The sequence below is a fragment of the Streptomyces canarius genome, from assembly GCF_014650735.1.
GTDB classification, from domain to species: domain Bacteria; phylum Actinomycetota; class Actinomycetes; order Streptomycetales; family Streptomycetaceae; genus Streptomyces; species Streptomyces olivaceoviridis.
This window is the reverse complement of the sequence record NZ_BMVN01000065.1, coordinates 1-26,433: the sequence shown is the minus strand read 5'-3', so window position 1 is coordinate 26,433 and position 26,433 is coordinate 1. Positions and strand designations below refer to the sequence as shown.

At 71.4% G+C, this 26,433-nt stretch carries 26 protein-coding genes and 4 pseudogenes; 16 read left to right on the top strand and 14 right to left on the bottom strand.

Annotation, left to right across the window (positions count from 1 at the left end):
- The first annotated feature begins 27 nt into the window (after window positions 1-27).
- Window positions 28-573 (top strand): hypothetical protein, encoded by a 546-nt coding sequence (locus tag IE294_RS41845; protein WP_189894617.1) that lies wholly within the window; start codon window positions 28-30, stop codon window positions 571-573.
- Here IE294_RS41845 and fdhD read toward each other — a convergent pair.
- On the bottom strand, window positions 469-1,296 hold the full coding sequence (gene fdhD, locus IE294_RS41840; RefSeq protein ID WP_189894616.1) for a formate dehydrogenase accessory sulfurtransferase FdhD: 828 nt from the start codon (window positions 1,294-1,296) through the stop codon (window positions 469-471). The genes IE294_RS41845 and fdhD overlap by 105 nt on opposite strands.
- 431 nt (window positions 1,297-1,727) lie before the next feature.
- Here fdhD and IE294_RS49960 point away from each other — a divergent pair, with 431 nt between their 5' ends.
- Both IE294_RS49960 and IE294_RS41830 read left to right on the top strand, forming a co-directional pair.
- Window positions 1,728-1,928 carry a helix-turn-helix domain-containing protein gene (locus IE294_RS49960; RefSeq protein WP_189894615.1) on the top strand — a complete coding sequence of 67 codons (201 nt, stop codon included), beginning with the start codon at window positions 1,728-1,730 and terminating at the stop codon, window positions 1,926-1,928.
- Window positions 1,929-2,004: 76 nt separating this feature from the next.
- Window positions 2,005-2,151, top strand: a pseudogene (locus IE294_RS41830) (heavy metal-binding domain-containing protein); the annotation flags it as partial.
- A gap of 87 nt (window positions 2,152-2,238) precedes the next feature.
- Here IE294_RS41830 and IE294_RS41825 read toward each other — a convergent pair.
- Both IE294_RS41825 and IE294_RS41820 read right to left on the bottom strand, forming a co-directional pair.
- A complete protein-coding gene (locus IE294_RS41825; RefSeq protein ID WP_189894613.1) occupies window positions 2,239-2,925 on the bottom strand; it encodes a sensor histidine kinase in 687 nt (228 codons plus the stop codon).
- A 55-nt stretch (window positions 2,926-2,980) separates the two neighbouring features.
- Window positions 2,981-3,877 (bottom strand): phosphatase PAP2 family protein, encoded by an 897-nt coding sequence (locus IE294_RS41820; protein WP_189894623.1) that lies wholly within the window; start codon window positions 3,875-3,877, stop codon window positions 2,981-2,983.
- Between the two features lie 180 nt (window positions 3,878-4,057).
- On the opposite strand from IE294_RS41820, the gene IE294_RS41815 reads away from it, so the two are divergent.
- Genes IE294_RS41815 through IE294_RS41805 form a run of 3 tightly spaced genes read left to right on the top strand, consistent with a single transcriptional unit; the run spans window position 4,058 to window position 6,566 of the window.
- The gene (locus IE294_RS41815) at window positions 4,058-4,372 is read left to right on the top strand and encodes a helix-turn-helix domain-containing protein (RefSeq protein ID WP_189894612.1); all 315 of its coding nucleotides are present in this window, start codon (window positions 4,058-4,060) and stop codon (window positions 4,370-4,372) included.
- Complete coding sequence (locus IE294_RS41810; protein ID WP_189894611.1) at window positions 4,369-5,937, top strand: helix-turn-helix domain-containing protein; 1,569 nt, start codon at window positions 4,369-4,371, stop codon at window positions 5,935-5,937. The genes IE294_RS41815 and IE294_RS41810 overlap by 4 nt, the downstream gene beginning before the upstream one ends.
- 53 nt (window positions 5,938-5,990) lie before the next feature.
- Window positions 5,991-6,566 (top strand): helix-turn-helix domain-containing protein, encoded by a 576-nt coding sequence (locus IE294_RS41805; protein ID WP_189894610.1) that lies wholly within the window; start codon window positions 5,991-5,993, stop codon window positions 6,564-6,566.
- A 34-nt stretch (window positions 6,567-6,600) separates the two neighbouring features.
- On the opposite strand, the gene IE294_RS41800 is transcribed toward IE294_RS41805, so the two are convergent.
- The 4 genes from IE294_RS41800 to IE294_RS41785 form a co-directional block, all read right to left on the bottom strand.
- Window positions 6,601-8,415: an acyl-CoA dehydrogenase family protein gene (locus IE294_RS41800; RefSeq protein WP_189894609.1), complete on the bottom strand. Its 1,815-nt coding sequence runs from the start codon at window positions 8,413-8,415 to the stop codon at window positions 6,601-6,603.
- A gap of 77 nt (window positions 8,416-8,492) precedes the next feature.
- Window positions 8,493-9,995 (bottom strand): DHA2 family efflux MFS transporter permease subunit, encoded by a 1,503-nt coding sequence (locus tag IE294_RS41795; protein WP_189894608.1) that lies wholly within the window; start codon window positions 9,993-9,995, stop codon window positions 8,493-8,495.
- A 275-nt stretch (window positions 9,996-10,270) separates the two neighbouring features.
- The gene (locus tag IE294_RS41790) at window positions 10,271-10,849 is read right to left on the bottom strand and encodes an NADPH-dependent FMN reductase (RefSeq protein ID WP_189894607.1); all 579 of its coding nucleotides are present in this window, start codon (window positions 10,847-10,849) and stop codon (window positions 10,271-10,273) included.
- A 114-nt stretch (window positions 10,850-10,963) separates the two neighbouring features.
- Window positions 10,964-11,668: a FadR/GntR family transcriptional regulator gene (locus IE294_RS41785; RefSeq protein WP_189894606.1), complete on the bottom strand. Its 705-nt coding sequence runs from the start codon at window positions 11,666-11,668 to the stop codon at window positions 10,964-10,966.
- 260 nt (window positions 11,669-11,928) lie between these two features.
- Between IE294_RS41785 and IE294_RS41780 the strand changes: the two genes are divergently transcribed.
- Both IE294_RS41780 and IE294_RS41775 read left to right on the top strand, forming a co-directional pair.
- Window positions 11,929-12,771, top strand: a complete 843-nt coding sequence (locus IE294_RS41780; RefSeq protein WP_189894605.1) for a fumarylacetoacetate hydrolase family protein — start codon at window positions 11,929-11,931, stop codon at window positions 12,769-12,771.
- A 29-nt stretch (window positions 12,772-12,800) separates the two neighbouring features.
- Window positions 12,801-13,727, top strand: a complete 927-nt coding sequence (locus tag IE294_RS41775) for a VOC family protein (protein ID WP_189894604.1) — start codon at window positions 12,801-12,803, stop codon at window positions 13,725-13,727.
- 50 nt (window positions 13,728-13,777) lie between these two features.
- On the opposite strand, the gene IE294_RS49205 is transcribed toward IE294_RS41775, so the two are convergent.
- Together IE294_RS49205 and IE294_RS41770 are read right to left on the bottom strand one after the other, a co-directional pair.
- Window positions 13,778-13,903, bottom strand: a complete 126-nt coding sequence (locus tag IE294_RS49205) for a hypothetical protein (protein ID WP_268252849.1) — start codon at window positions 13,901-13,903, stop codon at window positions 13,778-13,780.
- Between the two features lie 741 nt (window positions 13,904-14,644).
- Entirely contained in the window at window positions 14,645-15,121 is a 477-nt protein-coding gene (locus IE294_RS41770; protein ID WP_189894603.1) for a hypothetical protein, read from the bottom strand.
- A gap of 174 nt (window positions 15,122-15,295) precedes the next feature.
- On the opposite strand from IE294_RS41770, the gene dacB reads away from it, so the two are divergent.
- Window positions 15,296-16,654, top strand: coding sequence for a D-alanyl-D-alanine carboxypeptidase/D-alanyl-D-alanine endopeptidase (gene dacB / locus IE294_RS41765; RefSeq protein ID WP_189894602.1), 1,359 nt, complete (start codon window positions 15,296-15,298; stop codon window positions 16,652-16,654).
- Between the two features lie 1,132 nt (window positions 16,655-17,786).
- Here the strand turns inward: dacB and IE294_RS41760 are convergent.
- Window positions 17,787-18,134, bottom strand: a pseudogene (locus tag IE294_RS41760) (MFS transporter); the annotation flags it as partial.
- A gap of 351 nt (window positions 18,135-18,485) precedes the next feature.
- Between IE294_RS41760 and IE294_RS41755 the strand changes: the two are divergent.
- The 4 genes from IE294_RS41755 to IE294_RS41740 all read left to right on the top strand — a co-directional run bounded on the left by IE294_RS41755 (window position 18,486) and on the right by IE294_RS41740 (window position 20,776).
- On the top strand, window positions 18,486-18,911 hold the full coding sequence (locus IE294_RS41755) for a roadblock/LC7 domain-containing protein (RefSeq protein ID WP_189894601.1): 426 nt from the start codon (window positions 18,486-18,488) through the stop codon (window positions 18,909-18,911).
- Between the two features lie 146 nt (window positions 18,912-19,057).
- Entirely contained in the window at window positions 19,058-19,549 is a 492-nt protein-coding gene (locus IE294_RS41750) for a DUF6924 domain-containing protein (RefSeq protein ID WP_189894600.1), read from the top strand.
- 547 nt (window positions 19,550-20,096) lie between these two features.
- Window positions 20,097-20,375, top strand: coding sequence for a hypothetical protein (locus IE294_RS41745; protein WP_189894599.1), 279 nt, complete (start codon window positions 20,097-20,099; stop codon window positions 20,373-20,375).
- A 119-nt stretch (window positions 20,376-20,494) separates the two neighbouring features.
- A complete protein-coding gene (locus IE294_RS41740; RefSeq protein ID WP_189894598.1) occupies window positions 20,495-20,776 on the top strand; it encodes a hypothetical protein in 282 nt (93 codons plus the stop codon).
- A gap of 393 nt (window positions 20,777-21,169) precedes the next feature.
- Here the strand turns inward: IE294_RS41740 and IE294_RS48390 are convergent.
- Window positions 21,170-21,265, bottom strand: a pseudogene (locus tag IE294_RS48390) (IS5/IS1182 family transposase); the annotation flags it as partial.
- Window positions 21,266-21,700: 435 nt separating this feature from the next.
- Between IE294_RS48390 and IE294_RS41735 the strand changes: the two are divergent.
- Window positions 21,701-22,570, top strand: coding sequence for an alpha/beta fold hydrolase (locus tag IE294_RS41735; RefSeq protein ID WP_189894597.1), 870 nt, complete (start codon window positions 21,701-21,703; stop codon window positions 22,568-22,570).
- Between the two features lie 436 nt (window positions 22,571-23,006).
- Here the strand turns inward: IE294_RS41735 and IE294_RS41730 are convergent.
- The 3 genes and pseudogenes from IE294_RS41730 to IE294_RS41720 form a co-directional block, all read right to left on the bottom strand.
- Window positions 23,007-23,248 (bottom strand): annotated as a pseudogene (locus IE294_RS41730) (WhiB family transcriptional regulator); the annotation flags it as partial.
- A 343-nt stretch (window positions 23,249-23,591) separates the two neighbouring features.
- A complete protein-coding gene (locus tag IE294_RS41725) occupies window positions 23,592-24,542 on the bottom strand; it encodes an NmrA/HSCARG family protein (protein ID WP_189894596.1) in 951 nt (316 codons plus the stop codon).
- 172 nt (window positions 24,543-24,714) lie between these two features.
- On the bottom strand, window positions 24,715-24,987 hold the full coding sequence (locus IE294_RS41720) for a hypothetical protein (protein WP_189894595.1): 273 nt from the start codon (window positions 24,985-24,987) through the stop codon (window positions 24,715-24,717).
- Between the two features lie 23 nt (window positions 24,988-25,010).
- Between IE294_RS41720 and IE294_RS41715 the strand changes: the two genes are divergently transcribed.
- Complete coding sequence (locus tag IE294_RS41715) at window positions 25,011-25,619, top strand: hypothetical protein (RefSeq protein ID WP_189894594.1); 609 nt, start codon at window positions 25,011-25,013, stop codon at window positions 25,617-25,619.
- Between the two features lie 188 nt (window positions 25,620-25,807).
- Window positions 25,808-26,433, top strand: a 626-nt coding sequence (locus tag IE294_RS49955; protein ID WP_373315943.1) for an LLM class flavin-dependent oxidoreductase, incomplete at its 3' end; no start/stop codon positions are given.

The window sequence follows — 26,433 nt, the reverse complement described above, 5'->3', positions numbered from 1 at the left end:
TGCCCCGCACCGACTGGAGATACCGCAATGCCCGGCCGCAGACCGATAATCCCGTGGACCTGGGTGGTGTTCGGGGTCTTCGCCGCATGGCTCGCGGTGATCTGCTACTGCATCGAACGACAGGCCGAACACACGCCGCAGCAGCGCGGGGCCGCCAACTCGTCGCAGTTGCTGACCGAGGCGAGGGACGCCGTCCGAGCTCATGACCCGACGGCGTTCGAGCGACTGTTCGGCAGCGACACCGTGGGGCCCCAGTACGCGCGCCGGTACTTCGACGAACTCTTCGCCCAGCCGGTCACCGGACTTGACCTCACCACCCTGGACCGACAGGACACGCGCTTCCTCGTGTTACGGGCGGTGTCGTCGTACCAGTCGGTGTGTTCGGCGTGGGTGGTCCAGCAGGACGGCGGCCGGAGCGTTCTGACCGCCGTACCGTCCCTACTGGCCAATCCCTGTGCTCTGCCGACGTCAGAGCCTGATCCGCCCTTCGCCACTGTAGATGTTCATGGAGTCACCGCGCAGGAAGCCGACGAGCGTCATACCCGTCTCGTCGGCGAGGTCGCACGCCAGTGACGAGGGAGCGGAAACCGCCGCGAGAACCGGGATGCCGGCCATGACGGCCTTCTGCACCAGTTCGAACGAGGCCCGCCCCGACACCATCAGCACGGACCGGGAGAGCGGCAACAGGCCCTTCTGGAAAGCCCGTCCGACCAGTTTGTCGACCGCGTTGTGCCGGCCGACGTCCTCTTGGAGATCCAGCAGTGTTCCCTCTTCGTCGAAGAGCCCGGCCGCGTGCAGTCCGCCGGTCCGGGAGAACACCTTCTGTCCTTCCCGCAAGCTCTCCGGCAGGGAGGCCAGCAACCGGGGGGACAGGGTGAGGCAGGGGTCATCGGCCAACGGCCAACGGGCAGTGGTCCGTACGGCGTCGAGGCTCGCCTTGCCGCACAGGCCACAGGAGGAAGTGGTGTAGAAGTTGCGTTGCAGCGCGAACCGGTCGGGTGCGACCCCCTCCGCCGTCCGTACGTCGACCACGTTGTAGGTGTTGCGGCCGTCCTCGGTGGCACCGGCGCAGTAGGCGATGGTCCGCAGGTCCTCGACCGAGCCGAGCACACCCTCGCTGACGAGGAACCCGGCCGCCAGCGCGAAGTCGTCGCCAGGCGTCCGCATCGTGATGGCCAGCGCCTCCCCGTTCAGACGGATCTCCAGCGGCTCTTCGGCGGCCACCGTGTCCGCCCTGGCCGAGACGTTCCCCTGACGCACTCTGACGACCTTGCGGCTGACCGCTGCTCTTCCCATCGATGAACGTCCTCACCGTGTCCGGATGGCTTGTCACGCACGCGGCCGTGCCCCGCGAGGACCGCGCGGAGTGAGACGGCGGGCGTCCGGCGCTCACGCGCGTACCCGCCGGACTGGTTACCGCCGGTCTTTTCGGCCGGAGAGGTCGTGGCGTGAGAAGCCTGCCGCACGACCGCCTGCCTCACTCGGAGAAGGACCGCTCCCCCGGGCCCTCCATGGAGCACGGCGAACACTGCGTCGTACCCCTTCAACCTAGACGGGGTCCTGGCGCCGGAGCATCCGTCATTTGACGGCGCGCCCTCCTCCGCCGAACGGCCGGGACGCCCGCGCCGAAGCACATATGCGTGCGATGCCCCAGGGCACGGACGCGGAGCACACTGCAACCATGGTGGTAGGAGTCGCGGTGAGCCCTCTGCCCCGCACCGGCACCCATGGCCGAAGCCCGGCGTGTGCGGGCAGCCGAGTTGTTCGAGCGGGGACGCTCGCATGCGGAGATCGCACGAATGCCGGGGGTCAGTGCCGAGAGCGTGCGGCGGTGGAAACGGGCCCTCCCATCAGCGCGCGCTGGAGGGGCAGCACACAACAGCTTGGCAGCACAGGACATGGCGGTGGTCGGCCAGCCTGCGCGGTGAGGACCGCACTGCGGCGGCTCGCCCGCCGCTACCAGGCGCTCGACGAGGAGATCAAGGAAGCCGACCGGGAGACACCGAGGCCATGGACCGTCTGATCGAGACGGCCCGCGCCCGGGGCGCCAGCGCGGTACTCGCCGTGCGGTACGACGTGACGGCGGCTCAGGACTCGGGCACCGAGATCCGCGCCTATGGCACCGCCGCGGTCATCGCCCCGGCGGCCTGAGGGCCACGGCGTCACAGGAGGCGTGACCTGGGGGCGCGCTACGCGGCTACCTCCAGGTCACCGTCAGGGTGAACCACCGTCGTGGTGTCACGCCGCCCCGGCCGGTACCGGCAGCACGGCACGGACGGTGGTGCCCGCGGCCGAGGAACACGTCACCGTCAGCGTGCCCTCCAGCAGGGTCACGCACTCCGTCATGACGCCCACTCGGGCTTCGGCACCGGCTCCGCACGGCGGGCACGCGTCACTGGTCACGCTCACCACGAGCCCGGAGCCGATGTGTGTCAGCTCCACCTCGGCCCGGCTCGCGCCGGAGTCGTCCACTGCGTGGGCCAGCGCCTCCGTGACCAGGAAGAACACATGGGTCTCCACCACCCGTGACAGCCGGATCCGACCGGAGCGGACGGTCACGGGAACCGGGCTCGCCGCCGCGAGCGCGGTGACGGCCGGGACCAGTCCGCGCAACTCGAGCACCTGCGGACACAGCCCCGCCGCCACTTCCCGAACCTGTGCGAGCGCCGCCTCGGCGTCCCGGACCGCGCCGTCGAGGAGTTCGGCGGCGACCGGTGAGGGCGCCTCGCCCATTTGCTCGCGAGCCATCCGCAGACCGAGCAGGAGGGACACCAGCCGTTCCTGGGCCCCGTCCCTCAACGCACGCGCGGCCTGCCGGCGTCGTTGGGCTGCGGCGGCGGGAGGCGTCGACGCGTCCGCGCCCGTCCGCCTGACACCCTGGCCCCGTGTCACGTTCTCGGCAATCGACTGTGCTGAAGCCGTCATGACGTCACCTTGGCACTGGCCGGCCAGCGTCGGCAGCAGCCTCCGCTGTATGACCTCATAAGCCACGTTTATGAGGTGACTCATGCGTCGCTGGTTCCCGGGGCCGGTCCAGGTCGACCCGGTGCAGCAGGGCGAGCAGCACGAGGGTGACCGCCGCACTGGCCCCCGCGGCCAGCACGTGACCGCCCGCGTACGCCAGGCGCGGCACCGCCGGGTCGCCGGGCGGCAGGCGGAACATCGAGTCCACCAGCAGCACCGTGCCGCAGCCGAGCCCGGCCAGCGCCACACCGCACAGCGGGGCGATCACGAACAGCGCGCGCAACGGACGCGGGCGGTCGGCGACGGGACGCACCCGCCCGCTGCGCGCCAGGAGCGCGGTGAGCGCGCAGGCGACGGCCAGCACGAGCAGGTCGGCCCCGATGGTGTCACTGGGCCGGTGCCAGCCCGCCGCCACCGTGTAGGCGCCGACGAAGGTGGCCCACAGTGCGCAGACGCCGACGGCGACGCCCCGCCACCGGTAGGGAACCACCAGGGTGAGCCCGAACAGCACGCTCATCGCGATGGTGGTGTGCCCGCTCGGGAAGCTGTTGCCCAGCAGCCGCCGCTCCGGGGCGTTCACGAGATCCGGACGGGGCAGCACGTACCGCTTGAGCACCTCGGCGAGCAGCAGGGAGACGCCCACCGTACCGACCGCGGCCACCGTCAGGGCGGAGCGGCGCCGCGCCAGCCCGATCAGGAGCAGCACCGCCACCGCCGCGCCGAGCGAGGACAGGGTGATGTGGTCCAGCACGCCGTTCGCGGCCCGAGCGGCGGCCAGGGTCTCGTCCTCGCGCCGCCCCGCCAGCACCGCGTTCTCCCAGCGCTGTCCGGTCGCCGTCCGCACGAACGCGCCGTAGACACCGGCCAGCAGCAGCGCCGCGCCCGCGGCGGCGGCCTCCAGCCGCCCGCGCACACGCGTACCGAAGGGCTTCTCGTCTTTCCCATGAGGACACACACGCCGATGCTAGGTCGGCGTCCTCATGCCGTCCTCACCTGAACATGTGAGGTGCCGCGACGTCTCCATGCCGTCCACCGGCCGGACACCATGCGTCTCACGCATGAGGAATGTGCACGGCGTGCTAGGTTCGGCCTTATGAGTATGGGCCTGGTCGAGCGAGTACGGTCCGCGGTGGCCGCGTTGCTGCACGCGACCGGCGAGTCGCAGACCGCTCTCGCCGCCGCGCTCGGGGTGAGCCAGGCCCAGGTGAGCCGCCGTCAGTCCGGCAGCGCGGCCTGGAGCCTCGCCGACTGCGACGCGGTCGCCGCACACTACGGCGTGGACGTCCTCGACCTCCTCGCCGGACCCACCCGCGCCGTCGAGGCGCTGCCCGCGGCACGCCGGCGCCTCCCCGGCGGCCCCATCGCCACCGCCCGCCCCGCGGCCGTACCGGACGGGGGAACCCGATGACGGACTTCGACGCGATCGACGCCCTGCTCGCCGGCGCCAGGCAGGAGGTCCCGCTGCCGCCCGCCGGGGAACGGCGTGCCCTGCGCGAGGGACTGAACCTCTCCCGCACCCAGCTCGCACGGGCCCTGGAGGTCAGCCCGTCCACGGTCGCGGGGTGGGAGTCCGGACGCGACCCGAGCGGCGAAGTCCGGGAGAAGTACGCGTACTTCCTCAAGGGAGCGCGGACGAAACTGGCCGCGGTGGCCCCGGCCGAGCAGCCGGAGGAGACCGAACCGACGGAGGCCGGGGCCGACCGGCCGGAGGGGACCGAACCGGCGGAGGCCGGGACCGACCGGCTCCCCGCCCACGGCAGCGGCGACGACGGCGATGAAGACGTGGTGGCCCTGTCCACGCCCCAGCCCTGCGTCCTGTGCGGACGGCCCGCCCGCCACCAGGTGGCCGGATTCCCCCAGCACCTGGACCCCTCACACTGCGGCACACCCGAGCGCACGCCCACGGCCCACCAGGCGCCGCCGACCGAGCCCCCGCCCCCGCCCGCCGCCGCACACCCCCGCCCGCGGACGGGCGGCGGTGTCAAGGTCGTCCCCGCCGGCCGCAGGCTCAAGACCGCCGACGACCCCGACCTGATCGCCACCGCCGTGTCGGCCGCCCTCGACCAGCACGGCGGTGACGTCGAGGCGGCGACCGCCGCGCTGGTCAGGCGGGCCATCCCGGACGCGATGGCGTTGCTGGACCAGACCCGCAAGGGCGGCCGGTACGACATCGTCGCGCACCCCTGGCTGCCCGACGTCCTGCGCAAGCAGACCTCCCGCGGCCCGGACCAGATCTGGGAGGCCCGCCCCAAGTGGACCCGTCCCGAACTGCCGCCCGGCGCGTACGAGGTCACGGCGCTCGACGTCAACGGCGCCTACCTGTCCGCGCTCAAGACGCACCTGCCGCTCGGCCAGCTGGAACACTCCACCGGCGGCCGGCACGACCGCCGCCGCGCGGGCGTCCACCTGATCACCCCGCCCGCCTGGGAGCACGACGCCTACCTGCCCCACCCCATCGGCAGCCGCGACGAGCCGGGCCCGCTCTGGGTGACCGAGCCGACGCTGCGCCTGCTGCTGCGCCTGTCGGGACCGAAGTACGGCCTGTGCGACCCCCCGGAGATCCACGAGTCCTGGACCTCCGGCGCCACCGAGGGTCTGCTGGAGAAGTTCCGCGTGGCCCTGAAGGACGCCCGGGACCGCGCGATCGCCGAGAACGACGACGTGACGCTGGAGTACGTCAAGGCCATGTACTCCAAGTTCGTCTCCACGATGGGGGAGTCGAACTACAACCGGGAGCTGTACCGCACCGACTGGATGCACCTGATCCGCTCCCAGGCCTTCGCGAACCTGTGGTGGAAGGCGCACCGCGCCTACGACGAGGGGCTGATGGTCGTCCGCGCGATGGGCACCGACGAACTCCACGTGATCGGCGAGTGGCGCGCGGTGTTCCCCGAGGGGCGCGGGGTCAGCGAGGTGAAGGTGAAGGACGTGTACACCGTCGGCACCCCGGTGGCGGCCGGCCAGGACGTGTAGCGTGACGCGTACGTGAGGTCGTATCGGGTCGAGGAGCGGCAGGAGACGGGGAGATGCCGGAGAGGACGCTCAACTTCGGCGCGTACGGGGCGCGTGGCATCAAGGGGTACGAGGCCGTCGCCCGGCAGCTGGACGCGCTGGCCGGGTTCGTCGCCACCCCGGTCACGGCCCGGCGCGGCCTGCTCGCCCGCCTGCGGTACCTCACCCGCAGCGACCAGTCCCGCCAGGCGGCCCGCGCGGCCGGCCTGACCGTCACCGACCGCACGCTCCGGGCCTGGCTGCGGGGCGAACGGAACCCGTCGAAGACGAACCTGGAGCGGATCGAGACGGCGTACCGCGCGGTCCGCCGCCAGAACGTCTCCCGCTACCTGCTGGCACGCCTCAACCGCGAGGGCCGTGGCACCCGCGTGGAGTTCCACCCGCTCAACCAGTCCCAGGTCCTCCGCCCCCGTCAGCGGGTGGTCGCCTACCGCACGCTCAACGTCCGCCGCTGGGACCGCATCGTCGAGGCCTGGGCGGCGGGCGACGCGCAGGCGCTGGACGACGCCTGGATCCACGACGCGGTGGTGGACCTCGGATCCGAGTGGGGCCAGTACGAGTACGTCACCAACATCGGCTTCGCGGCCTGAGCCGCGAAGCCCCTGACGGCCGCGCCCGTCGGCGTCAGTACGGCAGCTCTCCCGTGCCGCGCGTCGCGATCGGGTAGCCGCTCAGCACCTCCTCGGCGATGCCGAAGCCGGCCACCAGCGTGAGCGCGGCGGGAACCAGTTCCCCGATGACCTCGTCCGTGGCGTCCGGCAGCGCGACGGCCTCCTCGGGACGCAGCCGGTCGGCCACCAGCAGGTCCCCGGTGTGCGGGGCGATGCTCCGCAGGGCGAACAGCCGGTGCAGCGCGTACAGCAGGGCCTGTGCCTGTGCGTCGGCCGTACGGTCGGCGGCCTCCAGCAGGGCCGCGCCGGCCAGCCGCCGTGCATGCGCCTCCACCAGCCGCAGCGCCGGGCTGGATGCCTGGTTCCAGCGGCCCAGCGGGTCGCCGGGCCGGCCGGCCCGCAGTCGGGTGCGGGCGCGCTGGTGCCAGACACGCTCGATGTCACCGAGCAGGGCCTGCAAGCGTCCGGGCGAGGTGAGCCGGTCCGCGCCGTCCGCCACGGGCACCGGCGGCTGCGGGGTGAAGTGGCCGAGCAGCAGCTCGCCCGCTGCCTTGGCCCAGATGACCAGGTTGTCGCCCTCGGCGGTGATGGCGCCCTCGTGGGCCGGTATCTGCCCGGCGATACCGTTGACGAGGAACAGGCCCTGCGCGCCGCAGCGTTCCCGGCACTCCGTCATCACCGCGCGTCCCTGCCAGGTGATCCAGCCCTTGGCGACGGCGATGGCGCGCTCGGCGTCCTCCTGCCCCTCGGGCTCCGTGGCCTCGGCCCACCGCCGGACCGCCCAGCGCTGGAGGAACGACGCCGCGTAGGTGGTGGCGAGGGCCTCGATCAACGGGGCGTGGTGGCTGCGGTAGGCGAACAGGGGCACGGTCTCGCCGGTGCGGACACCGCTCGTCCGCCGGTTGTGCGCGTGGGCCACGGCGACGGCGAGGGCGTTGCGGGTGACGCCGAGGCTGAACGCGCTCATGCACAGCTTGCCGGCGGTCACCCGGCCGACGGAGGCGAGGAAGCGCTTCCGCTTGCTCCCGACGGCGCTCGTGAAGGTGCCGTCCGGCGCGAGTCGGCCGTGGTCGGCTTGGAGCATGGCCTCGTACGGCAGCCGGACCCGGTCGAAGGTGGTGCGGCAGTGGTCGACGGGACTGGTGGAGGTCTGCGGCAGCCGGGTCACGGTGATGCCGGGCAGCGGGCGGCCGGCATCGTCGTGCAGCGGGGTGAGGAAGAGGAAGACGCCGTGGTCGATGCCGTCCACGATCAGCCGGGCGGCCACGACGGCGTCCTTGGCCCCGCCGGTGGAACTGGTGTTGGGCATGAACTTGGCCGCGGTGGGCGTCGGTGTGTGCAGCTCGAAGACGCCCGCGACGGGGTCGTAGGTGGCGGTCGTCTCCAGCTGCGAGACGCTGTTGCCGTGGCCCGCCTCCGTGCACAGGAACGTGCCGATCCTGGTCATGCCGGTGTACGGAGTCAGGTCCCGCCGCTCACCGTCGTGATCGACGAGGCTGCCCAGGAAGAGGTTGTAGTGGATCGAGCTGACAGTGCACAGCCCTACGTCGGACACGCCGATCCACTCGTGCAGCGCGGTGAGTTCCTCGATGTCCCGCACCAGGTCCACGGGCTTGCCGACCACGTCGTTGACCAACCGCAGCCGGTCGTAGGACAGCTCGGTCCGCTCCAGTGGCGCCAGCCCCTCCCGGAAGCGGAACGGTTCGGTCGCGAACAGCTCGCGCCAGGGCGTGTGCAGGGTGTCGAAGCGGCCTTCGTACAGGGTGTCGGTCAGCGCCGTGGCGGTGGTGGACGCCACGTCGGCAACCCCTGAGAGGGAGTGGTTCATAGTGAGTGATAGTAGTTGATATCAGTAAGACGCAACTAAGTAAGTAAGTCAGCGCGACTGAGTCAGATGTCGTGCTCTCATCCACGGGCGGTCTCGTCGTCGTACCGGACCCCGGCGCGGCCCCCGCGGTAGAGGAGGACACTGATGACGGCTCCTGCGAGGAAGAAACCGGCTGACCACCAGTAGGCGGTGGCGTAGCTGTGCAGCTGCGCCTGGGCCAGGAGCTGCGGCGTCGGCTGCTTGCCGCGCGCGTAGGCGGTCGCCGCGCTGGTGGCCAGGGTGTTCAGCAGAGCGGTGCCGACGGCGCCGCCGATCTGCTGCATGGTGTTGACGGTGGCCGAGCCGACGCCGGTGTCCTCGGGAGCGAGGCCGCTGGTGGCGAGGCTCACGGCGGGTGGCAGCACCAGGCCGATGCCCAGGCCCATCACCATCAGCCAGGGGAGGATGTCGGCGGCGTAGCCGCTGCTCAGGCCCAGTCCGGTGAACCTGGTCAGGGCGAACGCCGCGATCAGGGCACCGGCCGGGATGATGTACTTGGGTCCGAGGCGGGGCACGAGCACGATCGTGGAGACCTGTGCCGTGACCATCAGCACGCCGATCATCGGCAGGAAGGCGAGACCGGTCTTCACCGGGTCGAACCCGAGAGAGGTCTGCAAGTAGTAGGTCAGGAACAGGAACACACCGAACAGTCCGGCACCGCAGACCGCTACCACGCTGAAGGAGGCGGCTCGGTCACGGTCGGCCAGTACGCGCAGTGGGAGCAGCGGGTGTCCCGCCCTGCCCTGCCACGCCGCGAAGGCGGCCAGCAGGACCCCGGCGGCTGTCAGGAAGCCCCAGGTCAGCGGGGAGGACCAGTGATGGCGCTCGGCGTTGGAGAAGCCGTAGACCAGCGAGAACAGCCCGCCCGACGCCAGGAGCGTACCGGGTATGTCGAGCGAGGGACGGTCGTCGGGACGGCCCCCGCGCAGGAAGACGGAGCCTCCCACGACGGCCAGCACGGCGAAGACCAGGTTGACGTAGAGGGTCCAGCGCCAGCTGAGGTGTTCGGTCAGCACCCCGCCCAGCAGCAGGCCGATGCCGCCGCCCGCACCGGCGATGGCGCCGTAGACACCGAAAGCCTTGGCCCGGTGCCGCGTACCGGCGAAGGTGATGTTGAGGAGCGCCAGGGCGGCCGGGGCGAGCAGGGCGCCGAACAGGCCCTGGAGCGTGCGGCCGACGATCAGCACCGTGAAGTTCTGGGCGGCGCCGGCCAGCGCCGAGGAGGCCGCGAAACCGACCACGCCGGCCAGGAACACCGCCTTGCGGCCGATCAGGTCGGCCAGCCGGCCGCCGAGCAGGAGCAGGCTGCCGAACGCGAGGGAGTAGGCGGTGACCACCCACTGCCGGTTGCCGTCGCTGAAGCCCAGCTCCTTCTGGGCCGACGGCAGCGCGATGTTCACGATGGTGGCGTCCAGCACCACCATCAGCTGGGCCAGGGCGATGACGCCCAGCACCCACCACTGTCTGCTGTCGCCTCGTGCGGGGGGTGTGCCGTCGTGGGCCGTCGTGGCGGGGCGGTGATCGTGGACGTCATGACTCATCGAGTGCACTCCGAGGGCTGACCGGATCGGACACGGCGCCGAACCGGGCTCCCCCGCCGCCGCGGGGGAGGTCACCCGGGGAGGTTCAACGCCACCCCCGCGCAGCCGGCTCGGACCGTCCTCCACCTTCTCCCGCGCTGCGGCCGGTCAGCCATGGAGGGAGCACCAGCAACAGGACCGGGCACACGTGGGGAATGCCCTACGCGCGGGCTCGGACGGGCGACCCGCGGGCCGGGTACCCTGCCCGTCCGGCTTGCCGGCCACCCGCCCGGACGTCACGACGCGGCCGACTCCCGCAGCGGGCGCAGCGCCTCCGTCATCCGTACGAGTTCGTCGAGCATGGCCTTGGCGGCACCGCGCATGATCTCGTTGGGCACCAGACGCTTGTCGTCGTCGATGAACTGATGCACGAAGGGGATGGACACCGCCTCGAAGACCGGGGTCATCTTCAGGGTGGTGACCACCTGCTTGATCATCTGCACCGCCCGGGTCCCCGCGGCGACACCGCCGTAGCTGACCATGCCGACCGGCTTGTACTGCCACTCGCTGTGCAGGTAGTCGATCGCGTTCTTGAGTTCCGCGTTGTAGCCGAAGTTGTACTCCGGCATCACGAAGACGAAGGCGTCGGCCTCGGAGATCTTGGCGCTCCAGTCGCGGGTGTGCTGGTGGGTGTAACGGCCGAGCCGCGGGTGGTGGGGCTCGTTCATGAAGGGCAGGTTCACCTCGGCGAGGTCGACCACCTCGATCTCCGAGAAGCCCCCGTGCTCCGCCGCTTCCTTCTCGATCCAGTCCGCGACGCTCGGACCGACACGCCCGGGACGTGTGCTCGCCACGATGATCTCAAGCTTGCTCATGCGGGTCAGCCTGCCTCTCCAAAGAATGAGTTAAACCGAGAAAACGTAAGACAGCATGAAGGTATAGGTGTCATGACGTGGGTGAGAATCGGCCAAGTGCATGGGTGACGTATGTCATGAGGGTGACGGGGGCGCGTCGCCATGCCGGCCGGTGGTCGTGGAGTGCTCGCGGATCAGCCGGAACGCCTCCTCGCGGTCGCGCCGGTCCAGGGCGTCGACCAGCTCGCGGTGCAGCGCGAGGCGTTGCGCGATGTACTCGCCCAGCGGCTGTCCGCCGGCGGGCAGGACGGACAGCGTGTGGCTCTCGATGAGGTCGAGCAGGCTGGCGTAGAGCGAGCTGAGCAGGGCGTTCGGGCTGATGGCGGCGATGGCGGCGTGCAACCGCCAATTGGCGCGGACGAAGGCCACCGCGTCGGCCGCGTCCATCGCCGCCGCCATGGCGGCGATGTGCTCGCGCAGACCGGCGACGTCGGCGGGCGAGGCGTGCCAGAGCGCGTCCTCGACGAGCAGGGGTTCGAGGGCGTCCCGGATGCGCACGGCCTCGGTGACGTCATGCTGCCGGGCGTCCAGGGCCAGTACGGAGTTGCCGAGGCGCACGATGGGGGACTGCTCGGCGCTGAACAGGCCGCCGCCGGGACCCGGGCGCACGGTGACCAGGCCTCGGGCCTGCAACAGCCGCAGCGCCTCGTTGAACGTCCCGACCGAGACGGCACAGAGCGTCCGCAGCTCCTCCTTCGTGCCTAGACGGGAGCCCGGCGGCACGCTGTCCACCAGCTCGGCGACCCGCTCGGCCGCCTGTTCGGCGCGATTGGAGGCCATACCACGCCCGGGGCCGGCCACCAAGGTCACCGCCGCTTTTCTTGGCTGATATGGGCATTCATCATGTTCTTTTGTCCTCCGTGCTCTTGACGCCCCGCGCCGTGGGGCGCACGATCGATGTATTCATCATGCTGAATTGCCGGTGAGCGGGCAAGGTCTCGCGGTCGTCCGGTGTTCGGCCGGCTCTTCCCCGTCGGCGGCGCCCGTCCCGCGCGTCCCCGCGAGTGCCGTCGTCCTCAGCCTCCGCTTCGGGAGTCATCATGCGCATCGCCAATCTCTCCGGCCGTCTCGTCCTGATCCGCGACGGACTGGCCGTCGACGTCGAACGGGCCAGTGACGGCACCTTCGCGGCCGATCCGCAGGCCGTCTACGAGCGCTGGGAGGAGTTCCGTTCATGGGCCGGGGACGCAGAGCTGCCTGCCGGCGAGCCCTTCGAGCCCACCGCACTCGGCTCCCCGGTCCCCGCGCCCCGGCAGACCCTGGCGATCGGACTCAACTACCGGGACCACGCGGCGGAGTCGGGCTTCACGGTCCCCGAGGGACTGCCGCCGGTGTTCACGAAGTTCGTCACCAGCATCACCGGGCCCGTCACCGAGGTGCGGCTGCCGGCCGGCGGGCACACCGACTGGGAGGTCGAACTGGTGGCGGTCATCGGCCGCCGGGCCGAGGCCGTGCCGGAGGCCGAGGCTTGGGCCCATGTGGCCGGGCTGACGGTGGGACAGGACATCTCCGAGCGGATCGTCCAACTGGCGGGCCCTGTGCCGCAGTTCAGTCTGGGCAAGTCCTACCCCGGCTTCACGCCGATCGGTCCGTGGCTGGTCACGCCGGACGAGTTCGACAACCCCGACGACCTGGAACTGCGCTGCACGATCAACGGCGAGGAGGTGCAGAAGGGCCACACCCGCGATCTGATCTTCTCGGTGCCCACGCTCATCGCCCGGCTGTCCGCGGTGCTGCCGCTGCTGCCCGGGGACGTCGTCTTCACCGGCACCCCGGCCGGTGTGGGCCTCGGCCGCGACCCGCAGCGCTGGCTGGCGGCGGGAGACGAACTCGTCAGCACGATCGAAGGCATCGGGGAACTGCGGCAGAACTTCGTGGCCTGAGGTCCGGGCCCGGCGGAAGAAGGAGTCCCATGGCACTGCACCGTCTGGCCTCCATCACGATGGGGGTCCCCGACGTCACCGCGACGGCGGCCTACTACACCGACTTCGGTCTCGCCCCGGAAGCCGACGGCTGGTTCTCCACGCGTGACGCCGGCCGTCAGCTGCACATCGTGCGCACACCGACGCGCCGCCTGGTCGAGGTGCGCGTCGGTGCCGACGACCCCGACGACCTGGCCGCGGCGGCCTCACGGCTGCGCCGCCTCGGCGTCGAGTCCCGCGTCGAAGGCGCGACACTGACGGCGTACGACAGGCCGACGGGCGTCCGCGCCGTCCTGGAGATCATCCCTCGGCTGACGCAGGATCCAGTGCCGGCTCCCGTCTACAACGGTCCAGGCCGCGCCGAGCGCACCGGTTCCCGAGCCCCGGGTGTCCTGCGCACCGGCCGGGTGCGTCCCCGCAAGCTCGGACACGCCGTCCTCGGTACGACGGACTTAGAGACGACCACCGCCTTTTTCCGCGACGGTCTCGGCTTCAAGGCGTCCGACTACGTCAAGGACCACGGGGCGTTCCTGCGCTGCTCCACCGACCACCACAACGTCTTCGTCCTGAAGATGCCTGTCGCTTTCCTGCATCACTCCTCCTGGCAGGTCGACGACGTCGACGAGATCGGCCGCGGCGCCTCCGCCATGCTGGAGGACCACCCCGAGCGGCATGTGTGGGGGCTGGGCCGCCACCATGCCGGGTCCAACTTCTTCTGGTATTTGAAGGATCCGGCAGGCAACTTCAGCGAGTACTACTCCGACATGGACTGCGTCGTGGACGACCAGCTGTGGAAGCCGGAGGTCCTGGAAGGGACGGAGGGCCTGTTCAGCTGGGGGCCGCCGCCCCCGCCGTCCTTCCTCGCCCCTGAGGATCTCGCCGCCCTGATGACGGGCGCGCACAGTACGGCGGGGTAGCCGGGAAGCGCGCGGCGGGCCGCACCGGGCGGGCCCGCCGCCGCGAGGGCTCACCATGAGGCGCAGCCGCCCTTTTCGAGGCTGCTGTAACCGTCCGTGTGGTTCCAGGTGTTCGTGGCGGCGAAACCGGGGGTCGCGCCCAGCAGGCCGATACCGAGGGGAAGCAGGCAGGTCACGATCAGACGCCGATCCGGACATGAGTATCTGATCATGCTGAATGAGGCGAAGGATCGATGTAGTCCTACACAGGGAACGTCCGCACACCCTCGTCTGCCTGAATGTCCCCGACGGACCCGCCCGGTTCACGCGAGCGTGGCGGCGACTGTGCCGTGGTGGAGAGTCGAGGCACCCCCAGCGGGTCGACGGTGACGAGGCGCCGCGTCGAGGTCCCGGCCGCCGCGCCCCTCGCGTTCCCGGGGGGTCTCGGCCTTCCGCAGTGCGGCCACCCGGGCCAGTTAGGCGTCGGCGATGTGCGGGATGACGTAGTAGTGGCGCACCGGCCGGCCCAGCTCCGTGTGGAATTCGAGGCCGACGAGCCATAGCTTCTCGGTAGTCATGCGAACACCCTTCATGGTCTCCGTGGCGAGGGGTGACTGCCTCTTGCCGCCAGTGTTCGCGGAACGGGATATTCCAGGCATCCGTCATCTGGCTGCGGCGGCGGTGATCCCGGCAGCGCGCGCCGCGTGCCCAGCCGCGGCGGGGTAATCGTCTGTGCCGGTCACGCCCTCCACACTCGCCCCGGCCGAGGCGGTTCCGGGGGATCCGCCGACGGCACCACGGCGGTGTGGGCAGGCCGGTACTCGCGTGCCGCGGCCTTCAGCCCGTGATGGCGGGGCGGCCCATTTCGCTTGGTCGGCTCCGACAGGACATGTCTGTCATGGATCGCGGCGAATGCGGTGACCGGGCTTCGGGTCGTGTCACCGCACTCGGATCACCTCCAGGCTGCTCGGCTCGCCGCCACCCCCGCTCCGCAGGGTGATGTCGAACAGCAGCCGTCCCCGGCCGGGACGGAGTGTCACCTCCCGGCCGGGGAGTATGCGTTGTTCCCGGCTCTGGACGCGGTCACCCGGCCGGGAGCCCGCTATGGAGGAGACGAACTCGGTGAAGCGCCCGGAGTTGCGGACCGCCACTGCCGTGGTCGGCACACAGGGGGCGCCACCGTGCTGCGGGACCGGGCAGACGTATCGCAGGTCGCCGAAGCCGTAGGTGCCGCAGGACAACTCCATGCTCCCCGGCAGGGAGGACCGGCAGACCCGGCCCGCGGTGACCCGGTCGGCGCCGTCCGCCCCGTCGTCCTGTGAGTGGAGCCGACAGCCGGTGACGCCCAGCGCGGTCACGACGACGCAGACGGCGAGGGCCCCCGGCCACGCGGCTCCCTGTCTCCCATACCTCATCAGAACACCAGACGAGTTCATTGATTCACATGCTTTTCATTATGGACACAAATGGTGTCTCGGGCTGAGTAATACACAATCATGTTTCCATGCCTGTCAACGGCAGATGGGTCTCAGTGTTGTCATGAACAGTGTTATGGTACGCGCACCGAACACACGTCTGTTGGGATCTATATGAGAGACAGTATTTCTGTATCGGGCGGCCGCGGGCGGCATCGGAAGGCGAAGCAGCCCGGCGAGGGGGCCCGGCGAGCCGTCGTCCTCGCCCTGGCGGTACCCGTTGCCTCGGCCGCGCTGGCAAGCCCCTCGGCGTTCGCCGCCGACAACCGCGGCGCCTCGGTGGCGGGGCACAGCAGCCCCGACCAGGCCGCCGGTGCCGACGCGGGCGATCAGCAGATGATCGCGAACCTGGAGGCCCGCATCGCCGACCCACGCCTGGGCAGTGACGTCAGCGGTGTGGTGCTCGACGCCGACTCCGACGCCACCCTCTGGGACCACAACGGTTCAACGGCGTTGATGCCGGCCTCGAACGCCAAGCTCGCCACAGCGACCGCCGCCCTCACCGTCCTCGGCCCGGAACACCGCTTCCAGACCAAGGTGGTCTACGGTCACGGCACCCTCACCCTGGTCGGGGGCGGCGATCGCACCCTGACCGGCGATGACCTCGCGCAGTTGGCGCGTACGGCTGTCGCCGGGCTGAAGGAGGCCGGCCTCACCACGGTGAAGGTCGCCGTGGACGACAGCCTCTTCCCCGAGCCGACCCTGGCCGACGGCTGGAACGAGGGCTACTACCCCGACACCGTCGCGCCGGTGCGCGCGCTGGTCGTCGATGGTCACGGTGTCATGGACACGTCCCTCGATGCCGGTCAGGCCTTCGCGCGCCAGCTCACCGCCGACGGCGTCACGGTGGACGGCGATGTCACACACGCCACGGCGGGCCGGTCCGACGTGCCGGTCGCGCACCACACGTCCGCTCCGCTCGCGGACATCGTCCAGCACATGCTGAAGACCAGCGACAACAACATCGCCGAGACCCTGCTGCGCATGACGGCGCTGCGGGCCGGGCGCCCGGCCACCTTCGAGGGCGGCACCGAGGTCGTGCGCCACGTCCTCAGCCACCGCTACGGCATATCCCTCGACAACTTCGAGCTCCACGACGGAAGCGGCCTGTCCCGCAGCGACCGCATCCCGGCCGCCACCCTCGCGCAGATCCTCGAACGGGTGACGGAACCGCGCTACGCGCAGACGCTGGAGCCCATTCTCGACGGCCTCCCGGTCGCCGGGGAGGCCGGAAGCACCCTCGGCCCGGAGTACGGCCGCTTCGACGACCCGCAGTCCCAGTGCGCCGTAGGCAAGGTGCAGGCCAAGACGGGGACCCTGACCGGAGCCATCGGCCTGAGCGGTCTGACACGGGCCGACGACGGCGAATGGCGGGTCTTCTCGTTCATCGAGAACGGCGCGACAGCCACTCCGGCTGACACCAAGGACGCGATGGACGGCCTGGCCGCCACCGTGAACGGCTGCTGGGCCTGAGTGGCGCTCCGCACCCGCCCCCGGGCCACCGGCCGGGTGCCCCGGGAACCGTTCGACGGCGAGTCGTGGAACGGACCCGGGCGGGGGAGGGCGCCGGCCGCGGCCCGGACCGGGTCCGCCGCACGCCCTCCCGCACGCACGGGTCGGTACCTCAGCCGCTCCAACCCGTCGGCCCGGGGATCGACCAGGTAGGTCGTGCGGGGCGTGGGATCCAGGAACAGACCCCGGCGGGACGTGGACTCGAAGTCGGACACGGCGAGGGTGGGGTCGACGGTCGAACGACGGGGGGCCACGCCGGCACCGTGCCGGTGTCCGGGGCGACGACGGTGGCCTCGCCGAGGGCGTTGTGCGCGGCCGGGGCGCCCGAGCGCGGGGCGTCGGCCTGTACGGCGGCACGCGCGGGGTCCCGGAGTGGCCGTCGCGAGCAGGAGCGGGACGAGCACCGCGGCCGGTGCTCCGAGATGGCGCTGTGACACGCAGCGCCCTTCGGGGCGCTCGCGGTGACGGGGGAGGGCCGGCCACGGCGTCGGAGCCGGCGGGGGCGGTTCGGATGCCGGCCCACCCCCGGCGAGAGCCGGGGACCGGACAAACCCGACCCGGCCTCTTCGCGCCCTTGCCCGTATGCGCCGCACCCGTCGGGACCACCCCGGCGGCGACATCGGTTCCGGACGCGCTCGGCCGGGTGCTCCCGCCCGCGGTGGCACAGACGTGTCCACAACGCCCGGGAGAATCGCAGAACGCCCCTCACCGGCGACGGGGCTGACCCGTGGTCCGTCACGGCACACCCGCTGGCCACGCCGTCGGCGGACACGGCCGAGGCGGTGACGGCCGCCCGATGCCCGTGGCGGACGCGGAGAGTGCCGCGCGGCACTCGGCGGTCGCCGGTACCGCTCCCCCGCGCCGACACATCACGTGCTTCATGGCGCGACGATGTCGACGCCCTTCCGGCGCGACCCGTCGACCGCCCCCGATCCTTCCGGCAGCCGCCGGAAGGAATCACCGTGCCCCCGTCCGGACCGCCGGTACGCGCTCCGCGTCCCCCGCCCGCCCGTGCGGCCCGTGAGCGGCGCGGAGTGTGTTCTCCCTGATGAACAGGGTGACCACGAACGCGACGCAGGCGAGGGGCGCGCAGTACAGGAAGGACGGCGAAGGCCGCGCCCACGTACCCCTCGTAACGCCCGCGCTCGCGGGGGAGACCATCACCGCCATGACGATCTGGGCCAGGGCGGACAGGCCGCCCGCACCCGCTCCCTGGACGGCGCGTCCGGCGCCAGACCTGCTCCCACCGACCCGGCGATGTAGATCCACAGAGCTGTCTGCACCAGCGTCTTCTTGCTGTGCCTGTCCGCGAGTTCGCCCCACAGCGGCGTGGACGCCGTCATCGCCGGCAGCGAGGCGGTGACCACCCATGTGTCCGCGCTCTCCCCGCCACCGCCGCGAACAAGCCGAGCAGTGCCCGAAGGACCTGTCGGTGCGTCATGGTCCCCGGCACTGCTGCTCTCATGGGGTCCTCTCTCCTCTGCGTCGGGGCACCCGACGCAGAGGCCAGTCACACCTGGACTCACTGTGCGGCCGCACAGAGAACCTGTGTCTCGGCATGTTGTCACTTCCGAGCCGCCCGCCCACCAACCTGAGTGGCGTCCAACCCGCCTTTAGGACACATCTGTTGGCACCAACGGGCAGGCATGGCCGAAAGTGATCTCCCGTCCGGTAAGAATCAGTACGGCGGCCGCACGAGCCAGATCCCGCGGCCGGACAGCGCCGGCCTCCCACCGACCGGCACCCCTTTCCCGCACACCACCAGCGCCCCGCACTCGAGAGGAGAACCACGTTGTCGTCCGTACCCGACCCGGCCCGGCCCGCTGATCTGAACCGCCTGCTCAACGACATGGTCCGGTGCGGGCCGTGGGCCGGCCACGAGATCGTGGTCTCCGTCGACGGTCTGCTGCTCGCGTCGTCGGAGGGGCCGGGCCGCGACCACGCCCGGCAACTGTCGGCCGTCGCCGCCGGTTTCCACGGACTGGCCGAGGACACCGGTCGCCACTTCGGCGGCGACATGGTGGTCCGGACCGTGGTGGAGATGGAGCACGGCCGTCTCTTCGTGTGCGCCGTAGGTGAGAACGCCTGCATGGCGGTCCTCGCGCCGGAGGGTGCCGACGTCGAAGTGGTCGCCTCCGGGATGACACGCCTGGCCGGCCGGGTCGGTCGGCACCTCGGCGCAGGTTCCCTCCCGCCCGTCGTTTCCGCGACCGGCTGACACCGGTCACGTCCGGGTCCCGGCCGAACGACGAGGCGACGTCCCCCGTGCGGCCGTACACGCCGGTCCGCGGACGCGCGCCCCTTCCCACCGCGGCTCCTCCGACCGGCCGAGCCCGTGTCAGCACCCAGAAAGAAGGACAGAAGATGCGAACCCTCGCCGGCATCGACGACCGCGACGACCTCGACGCCCTGGTCATCCGGACCGACTACGACGACCCCGAGGCCTGGCACGCCGTGCTGGAGGCCCTGACGCGGCCCGCCGACGGAGACGAGCCGGAGACCCCCTTCGTCATCGACGACCCTTCCTGGGCGGGCGCGAGCACCGACGAGGTCCGGGAGGCGGTGCGCGCCCACGAACACCTGCGGGAGTACCTCGGTACCGCCTTCATCGCCGATCGGACGACCATGCGGGGCCCGCACCACGCCCTGCTGGCGGTCCTCACGAGCAGCCGCGAGGACTTCGAGGACGCGGAGGACTGGGAATCGACCATCGAGTTCGGCACCGAATTCCGTGTCGTCCCGGTCGGAGTCAACGTGGTCCACGCCAACCTCGACGTCGCGAACACGGACTTCGAGGAGTTCGCCGAGGCGGCCCAGGACGCGCCTGACGGCGTGCTGAACTGGTGGCAGGACTGAACCCGCCCCGCTCAGGTCCGGCGCGGAGCGCGGGCAGGCCCGCCGGGACCGGGTGGAGCGTGCTCGCCGTATCCGCTCCCGCTGCGAGGCCGCCGAGATCTGCGCGGCGACCGGCCTGAGGAAGGGGGAGACCTACCGGGTGCGGAGCGGTCTGCCAGGCCTCGGACGCCGTCAAGTCTCCGCGAACCCCGCCGGGACGCGCGACACACCATGACAGCGGACCGGTCCGGACCGCTGTCCAGACCCCGCTGTGTACGGCCACCGGGCAGGTGAGGGAATTTCCCGAAACACCTTGGCTTCTTTCAGTTGAGGGGCGTAAGGGAAGGGTGCATTTCCCTGGCAGACACAGTTTCGGCCTGATGCGCCGCTCGCCTGCCGAGACGTTGGCGGGCCATGGCACAGATCCCGCAAGGCATTGCCGCATTTCCCACGGCCCCCATGACCGCAACGCGACGTCAGTCGGGCGTCGTAGCCGCGTGTTAGCTTCTGCCCGAATCATCCGACCGCGGCCTCACGTGAGCAGTGGGGCCGGGCACAGAGGAGAACAATGAACCGTCTGAAAAGGGCTCTCGCCGGCGCCGGACTGGCCGGAGCGATCGCGGCCGGGACACTGGCGTTCACCGCCGGCTCTGCTTCCGCCGTCACCAACGACCTGGTCAATAAGTTCTACGCGACCAACTACTCCGACGCACGCTCCGCCTGCGGGAGGGAAGTGGACAGGGTCAACCAAAGTGACATCAACGGCTTTTTCTACTGCGCCGACGGCGGGACCGAGTACAAGGACGGCCGCTGGGTGGTTGTCGAGAACGAGTGGTGGCAGCACTGACGCGGTGACGCACACCCCGGGACCCGGGGGTGCGAAGGGTTCGGCGGATTGCCCGCCGCGCCCACCGGGGGGGCGGAAGCACTGGCCGGCCCCCGGAAACACCGAGAAGAGGATGGACAATGCTGCTGAAGAAATCCGTGTCAGCCGTGGGTCTCGTCGGCGCGCTCGCTGCCGGAACTCTGACACTCGGCGCGAGCCCGGCCTCCGCGGCGGAGAACCACTGGGTGAGAACGTACTACTCGAACAGCTGGCAGTCCGCGCAGAGTTCCTGCAACAACGACGCCTGGCGTGCCAACACCGCCATCGCCGGTACAGGCGTCTCCTACTACTGCGCCCGAGCGGACTCGTACTACTCCGGCGGCCAGTGGTACTACGGCTACAACCTGTGGGTGACGTACTGATACGGCCGGTCGCAGGGCCTGGGCCGGCGGTGTGCGCACAGGCGCAGGTACCGCCCGAACGTACCCGCATGCCGTCCGCGTGACCGGGCCTCTTCGCCCGGCTCGGTGATGAGGTCCACGCTCGTCGGCAGGCGTGGGACCGGCTTCTCCAGGATGGAAACGCCCATCAGGACGCGGTGGCGTCGACGTTCAGGTAACCGCAGCCGGGCCCGAACACCCGCCACGGGTGAGCGCGACGTCCGGGCCGAGAACAACCGCGTCGGCACAGGGGAGGCGGCGCACAGCCGTCTCCCCACCGACGTTGCCGTCAGAACCGCCGGGTGGCCGGCCCCTCGTCCCGGCGGGCTTCGCTTCGCGCGGCGGCGGTCGCCCGGCGGCGCCGCGGGCTGTGGTCAGGCGGCGGCCTCCGGCGGGCCAGGCCATAGTGCGTTCGATGGTCCGACGACGTCGTCCCAGCCGCCTGGAAGATTCGATGCCTTCACGGTCGACGGTGCGGAGCGGATGGGCTGGATGGCGCGTACGAGTGGTTCGAGGGCTTGGCCGTCCGGCAGGGTCGCCTGGGTTCACCGAATCGGTCACACAGCGGGACCCGTCAGTTCACCGCGGGAGCGGAGTTCATCGAGGGCCAGGCGATGGAGCTCCGCCCGTACCCGGGTCTTCGACCACTCGGCGAAGCGCCGGTGAGCTGGCGCTCCCGACGCGGGCAACACGAAACCTTGTGTCGGGCGTGTGAGACCTGCGCTGTTTACGTACAGGGCCTTGAAAGGCGTGAGCGAAGCAATTCCCAGGGACAACTGGACGGAATTCCCGGAACGTCGGCCGGAATGCTGCGAACCCTTTGCCTCGGGTGTGACACCGGCGGTCTCCGGGCGCGACAACCGTCCTGACGTACCCTGCAATCCCAGAAAGGGCCAGATTCCCTTCATGGCAACGATATCCCTGCGGGACGGCCGTCGGCTCGACGTGCGCGTCTCCGGCCCCGAGGACGGGGTTCCGCTGGTCTTCCACCACGGCACGCCCAGCGCCGTGCCACCCGTGCGCGCCATCGAACGGGCCGCTCATGCCCAGGGCCTGCGGCACGTCTCCTTCTCCCGGGCGGGTTACGGGGGTTCCACCCGGCTGCCCGGGCGGGACGTGGCCGCGGTCGCCGCGGACGTGGCGGACCTGCTCGACCACCTCGGAGCCCGGCGGTGCCTGGTCGCCGGCTGGTCCGGGGGAGGGCCCCACGCGCTGGCCACGGCCGCCCTGCTGCCGGACCGGGTGGCCGGAGTGCTGTCGATCGCCGGGTTCGCGCCCTACGACGCGCCCGGCTTCGACTACACGGAGGGCATGGGCGAGGCGAACGTGGAAGGGTTCGCGGTGGTCCTCCAGGGCGAGGGTCCCCTGCGCGAGCATCTGGAGAAGAAGGCGCTCGGCAGGCAGGACGCGGACGCGGAAGCACTCCGTGCCGCTCTGGGGACGCTGCTCTCACCGGTCGACCAGGAGTCGCTGACCGACGAGTTCGCCGAGGATGTCTCGGCAGGATTCGCCGAGGGCCTGCGCAACGGTGTCGACGGATGGGCCGACGACGACCTCGCGTTCGTCAGGCCCTGGGGATTCTCCCTGGACGACATCACGGTCCCCGCCTTCGTCTGGCACGGCAGCGAGGACCTGATGGTGCCCTTCTCGCACGGCCGGTTCCTCGCGAAGCACATCCCGGGCGCGGCGGCCCACCTGGAGGAGGGCGAGGGACACCTGACGATCACCGTGGGGGCCGCCGGACGCATGCTGGAGGAACTCGCCGGCGTCCTGTAGCGCACCGGGCGGCCGGGGACGAGCGCGATCGCCCGGCAGCCGGCCGTCCCGCTCTCCGCGGTACCCGGCGCTTGCTGGGGCCTGTCTCACAATTCGCGTCTGCCGCGCGACGCCATGCACGCACTCTCGGAGTGCCGGCCCCAGACCCAGGTACGTCCAGTACGAGGGTCCGGGGCCGGCACTCCCCCAGCCTTCGGCCGGGAGACCCCCAGAGCACGCACCTGACGCCGCGCGGCCGCCCTTCGGGCGACCAGCTAGTCCCCACCGGTGGGCGGGCCGAGGACGCCAGATCGCGGGACCGGCACCCGATGTGGGCCCCCGGCCGGGCCGGTCACGGCGATGTGGAAGGTGTGCCGACGGTCTGCCCGCCACAACCCGCCGCGCGGTGCCCCCGGTCAGGCCTGCCGGGTTTCGGCACGGCCCCCCTGCCGCCCCCTCGGCCCCCGCCGAGCGCGCGGCGGCGCCGGAAACCGCGGTGTTCGCTCTCGCTGAGGCCTCCCCGGACACCGAACTCCATGCCGGTCTCACGCCCCACACCAGACAGCGTTCGAGGACCGGGCAGTCCCGGCAGACCGCCTTGGCCTCCTCGATCTACAGGAGAGCCGGCCCGGCATCGCCGATGGGAAAGAGGAGTTCCGGGTCGTGCGTGCGGCACGCCGCGTGATGACGCCAATCCATGGTCGCTTTCCTCGCCGGGCCCGCGCGGCGCCTCGTCCCTGGCCGCGTCGGAACCGGTGGTGCGCCTGCGTGGGGCGCACCCGGTCCCGTCATCGGCGTCCGGTCCTCGGGAGCCGCGTCGGGGCTGTCGTCGTGTCAGGTCCGCCGCAGGGGCGCCGGACCGTACCGGCAGGGGCCGGGACAGTCGGGTGGCCGGGCGCACCACGCGGCGAGCCTGATCAGGCTGACGCCGGCGCGCGTTTCAAGTCGACGTGAGGAGAGCCGGGAGCGCACGGCGACACCACCGGCGTCCGGTCGCCCGTACGCCTGCCGTGGGTCGTCCCGGTGCGCGCGCCGGGGTCCGTCAGCGCACCTCGATCTTCGCCGCGTTCTCGGCCAGCCAGTCCCCGAAGCTGCGCAGCGCCGGGTTGATCGCACGCAGCCTGCCGAGATCGCGGGCAGTGGTGAACTCGCGGTCGAAGTCGCCGTAGTACTGGAACATGTTGCCGATCTCCCGGGCCGCCGGAGTGCCGAGGGAGCGGAAGGCGTCGTAGGGCACGGAACGGAAACGGACGGGCACGCCGAGGGCGGCTCCCAGCTTCTCGGCGTACTGCGCGCCGGTGAGGTGGTCGCCGGCCAGGCAGACCGTCTCCCCGACGAACCGCTCGCCGCCCTCGAGGAGCGCGTGGGCCGTGCGGCCGATGTCGGCGGCGTCGACGAGGGCCAGGAGTCTGCCGTCCTCGAAGGGCATGGTCACCGTCGGGACGCCCTCCTCGTCGCGGCGCGGGGCGAGGGGACCGAGGAAGCCCTGGTAGTAAGAGGTGGTGCTGAGGAACGTGGTGGGAACGCCGGCCTGTGTGAACAGGCGGTTGCCCGCGCCCTTGGCGTCGAAGTGCGGTACGTTGTAGCCGCCTTGGAGCACCGGCATCCGGTCGTCGTCCAGCGGCAGCAGCTCGCGGGTGTCGTCGAGGGTCGACCAGATCACGTGCCGCAGGCCCGTCGCCGCGGCCGCCCGTGCCAGGACGCGGATCTGCTCGGTCTCCTTCGCCGCCGAGCCATGGGCCCAAAAGTCGGTGACGAGGAAGGCACCGTACGCGCCGTCGAGTGCCGCGTGCACCGTCGGTTCGTCATGGAAATCGGCCCGGACCACCTCGGCGCCGAGCGCGGCGAGTCGCCTCGCGGCCGGCGAGTCCGGGTTCCGGGTGAGCGCCCGTACCGTGAATCGCGTGTCCGGGTCGGCGAGGATCGACCGTACGACACCACCGCCCTGCGCTCCCGTGGCGCCGGCCACCCCTATCACTTTCCTGGTGCCCATGGCGGCAGTCCTCATCGTCGGGAGAAACAGGCGGGGTATGTGTCAAGGACGCTAGACACGGTGTTCCGACCCGTCAACCACGGTGGGGGGATGTGTGGCGTCCCCCGACCGGCCGCACCGCCCACGGCCCCGGCCGTACGGTGACGGTGAACGAACGGCACCCGCGGCGCGGTCACCCCGCTTCGAGCGAGTCCAGCCGCACGCGCGCCGCCTTCAGGGCGCCGTTGTCGGCGGCGTCACCGAGGGAGAGGGCACGACGCAGGCAGACGAGTGCCTCCTGTGTCTCTCCCAGTTCGAGCAGTGCCCCACCCAGAAACGCCAACGCGTGGCTCTCCGCGGCGGTCGAGCCGGTACGACCGGCCGGAGCGAGGGCATCGCGGTGGTGGTCGGCCGCTTCCCGCCACCGGCCCGGTGCGGCGCAGTCACGGCCGAGCGCGTTGTGCACCTGGCCATGGTGACGTCTGCGACGTGCCCGCTGACCGGGCAGTCGGGTGCGTCGAGGAAGGCGGCGACGCGTCCGTGCTGGACGAGTGCCTCCGCACCCCGGCCGAGCAGCCGCAGACAGTCCCCGTAGAGGCCGGTGGCCTGGATCCAGCCCTCGTGGTTGCCGGCCGCCTCGAAGAGACCGACGACGGCGAGGGACTTGTCGGCGGCTTGCTGAACCTCGCCGAGGCGCCTGTGTGCCCCTGCCATGTACGCGACCGTCCATGCCTGCTGGGCTGTGTCACCGGTGCGGCGGGCGTACTTCAGGGCCTGTTCCCACTCTTCGAGGGCTTGTCGGTGGTTGTGCCGGCAGGTGCCGAGTGCCCAGGCGTGGTAGTTGAGGTGGGTGGCTCGATGACCTCGGCGCTCGGCCTGCTGCCCTATGGCCGGGGCGCGACGGTGCGGCACACGGTCGGCAGCCGCAGCGGTGGAGGGTACGAGTGGGTCAATGCTTCCTCTGCGGCCCCCCGAGGCAACACCGCGCTCTCCCTCGACGCCGCGGGCCTGATCACACGTCTGACAACGGTCTGGGACAGCTCACTGTGGTCGGTCGACGCGATCGGCCGGGCACAGGCGGCCGGCATCCTGCGGTGAACAGAAGCCTCACGGTGCGGCCGGCTCGCACGAGACGGCACCGGTGGGGCGTCCCGGACGCGGTGTCGCCCTTCGGCGGCACCGCTCGGCCCTGGCCAGGGATGACAGCGGACCGCTGAGGAGCCCGGCTGAGGGCCGCGCGTGGCCCGCCCGGCAAGATCACAGAGAATGGGAACGCCCGCGGAACGGTGGTGCTCGCGGCCTTCGCGGCGACGACCCGGCACATCCGGCTCACGACAGCCGTCGTCGTCCTCTCGACGGTCGGCCCCGTGCGGCTGACGCGACAGTTCGGCACCCTCGACCAGATCGCCCACGGACGGGCCGAGATCACGGTCGGGCGTGGTGTGTTCGGCATGCCGCGTCAGGTCTACGACCCGTGGATCGCCAAGGGCCTCCTGGTGGGAAGTCCGCAGCAGGTCATCGACGGCATCATGGCTCACCGCGAGGTGCTCGGCGCCGACCGGTTCGTCGGCCAGTTGGATCCCGGTCTGCCCGAAGACCTCGCCGACGGCAGCCTGGAGCTCTGCCTCACCGAAGTGCTCCCCGTTATCGAGACCGAGACCCGCGCCCCCGGGATCGCGAGACGGAGACCGAGTCATGACGAGGACCCGCGTCCGGCGCCGCACCACCCCCTGTGCAGACGCAGGACGTCGGTCAGCCCGTCGGCCAGGGTGACCGCTGGCCGCGCCGCTCCCCCCCCCCCCCCCCCCCCCCCCCCCCCCCCCCCCCCCCGCCGCGGGGCGGGGGGGCGGGGGGGCGGCGCGGGGGGGGGGGCGCGCGCCCGCCCGGGCGGCGGCGGGCGGGGCGGGCGGCG

Bases quoted from the DNA above. Each gene is read 5' to 3' on its own strand.
- IE294_RS41805 (WP_189894610.1), top strand. From the start codon at position 5,991: ATGCCGGAGAGGACGCTCAACTTCGGCGCGTACGGGGCGCGTGGCATC.
- IE294_RS41795 (WP_189894608.1), bottom strand. From the start codon at position 9,995: ATGAGTCATGACGTCCACGATCACCGCCCCGCCACGACGGCCCACGAC.
- IE294_RS41770 (WP_189894603.1), bottom strand. From the start codon at position 15,121: ATGAGGTATGGGAGACAGGGAGCCGCGTGGCCGGGGGCCCTCGCCGTC.
- IE294_RS41725 (WP_189894596.1), bottom strand. From the start codon at position 24,542: ATGGGCACCAGGAAAGTGATAGGGGTGGCCGGCGCCACGGGAGCGCAG.
- IE294_RS49960 (WP_189894615.1), top strand. From the start codon at position 1,728: ATGGCCGAAGCCCGGCGTGTGCGGGCAGCCGAGTTGTTCGAGCGGGGA.
- IE294_RS41845 (WP_189894617.1), top strand. From the start codon at position 28: ATGCCCGGCCGCAGACCGATAATCCCGTGGACCTGGGTGGTGTTCGGG.
- IE294_RS41735 (WP_189894597.1), top strand. From the start codon at position 21,701: ATGGCAACGATATCCCTGCGGGACGGCCGTCGGCTCGACGTGCGCGTC.
- IE294_RS41785 (WP_189894606.1), bottom strand. From the start codon at position 11,668: ATGGCCTCCAATCGCGCCGAACAGGCGGCCGAGCGGGTCGCCGAGCTG.
- IE294_RS41800 (WP_189894609.1), bottom strand. From the start codon at position 8,415: ATGAACCACTCCCTCTCAGGGGTTGCCGACGTGGCGTCCACCACCGCC.
- IE294_RS41825 (WP_189894613.1), bottom strand. From the start codon at position 2,925: ATGACGGCTTCAGCACAGTCGATTGCCGAGAACGTGACACGGGGCCAG.
- dacB (WP_189894602.1), top strand. From the start codon at position 15,296: ATGAGAGACAGTATTTCTGTATCGGGCGGCCGCGGGCGGCATCGGAAG.
- IE294_RS41780 (WP_189894605.1), top strand. From the start codon at position 11,929: ATGCGCATCGCCAATCTCTCCGGCCGTCTCGTCCTGATCCGCGACGGA.
- IE294_RS41775 (WP_189894604.1), top strand. From the start codon at position 12,801: ATGGCACTGCACCGTCTGGCCTCCATCACGATGGGGGTCCCCGACGTC.
- IE294_RS41745 (WP_189894599.1), top strand. From the start codon at position 20,097: ATGAACCGTCTGAAAAGGGCTCTCGCCGGCGCCGGACTGGCCGGAGCG.
- IE294_RS41815 (WP_189894612.1), top strand. From the start codon at position 4,058: ATGAGTATGGGCCTGGTCGAGCGAGTACGGTCCGCGGTGGCCGCGTTG.
- IE294_RS41790 (WP_189894607.1), bottom strand. From the start codon at position 10,849: ATGAGCAAGCTTGAGATCATCGTGGCGAGCACACGTCCCGGGCGTGTC.
- IE294_RS41750 (WP_189894600.1), top strand. From the start codon at position 19,058: ATGCGAACCCTCGCCGGCATCGACGACCGCGACGACCTCGACGCCCTG.
- IE294_RS41740 (WP_189894598.1), top strand. From the start codon at position 20,495: ATGCTGCTGAAGAAATCCGTGTCAGCCGTGGGTCTCGTCGGCGCGCTC.
- fdhD (WP_189894616.1), bottom strand. From the start codon at position 1,296: ATGGGAAGAGCAGCGGTCAGCCGCAAGGTCGTCAGAGTGCGTCAGGGG.
- IE294_RS41810 (WP_189894611.1), top strand. From the start codon at position 4,369: ATGACGGACTTCGACGCGATCGACGCCCTGCTCGCCGGCGCCAGGCAG.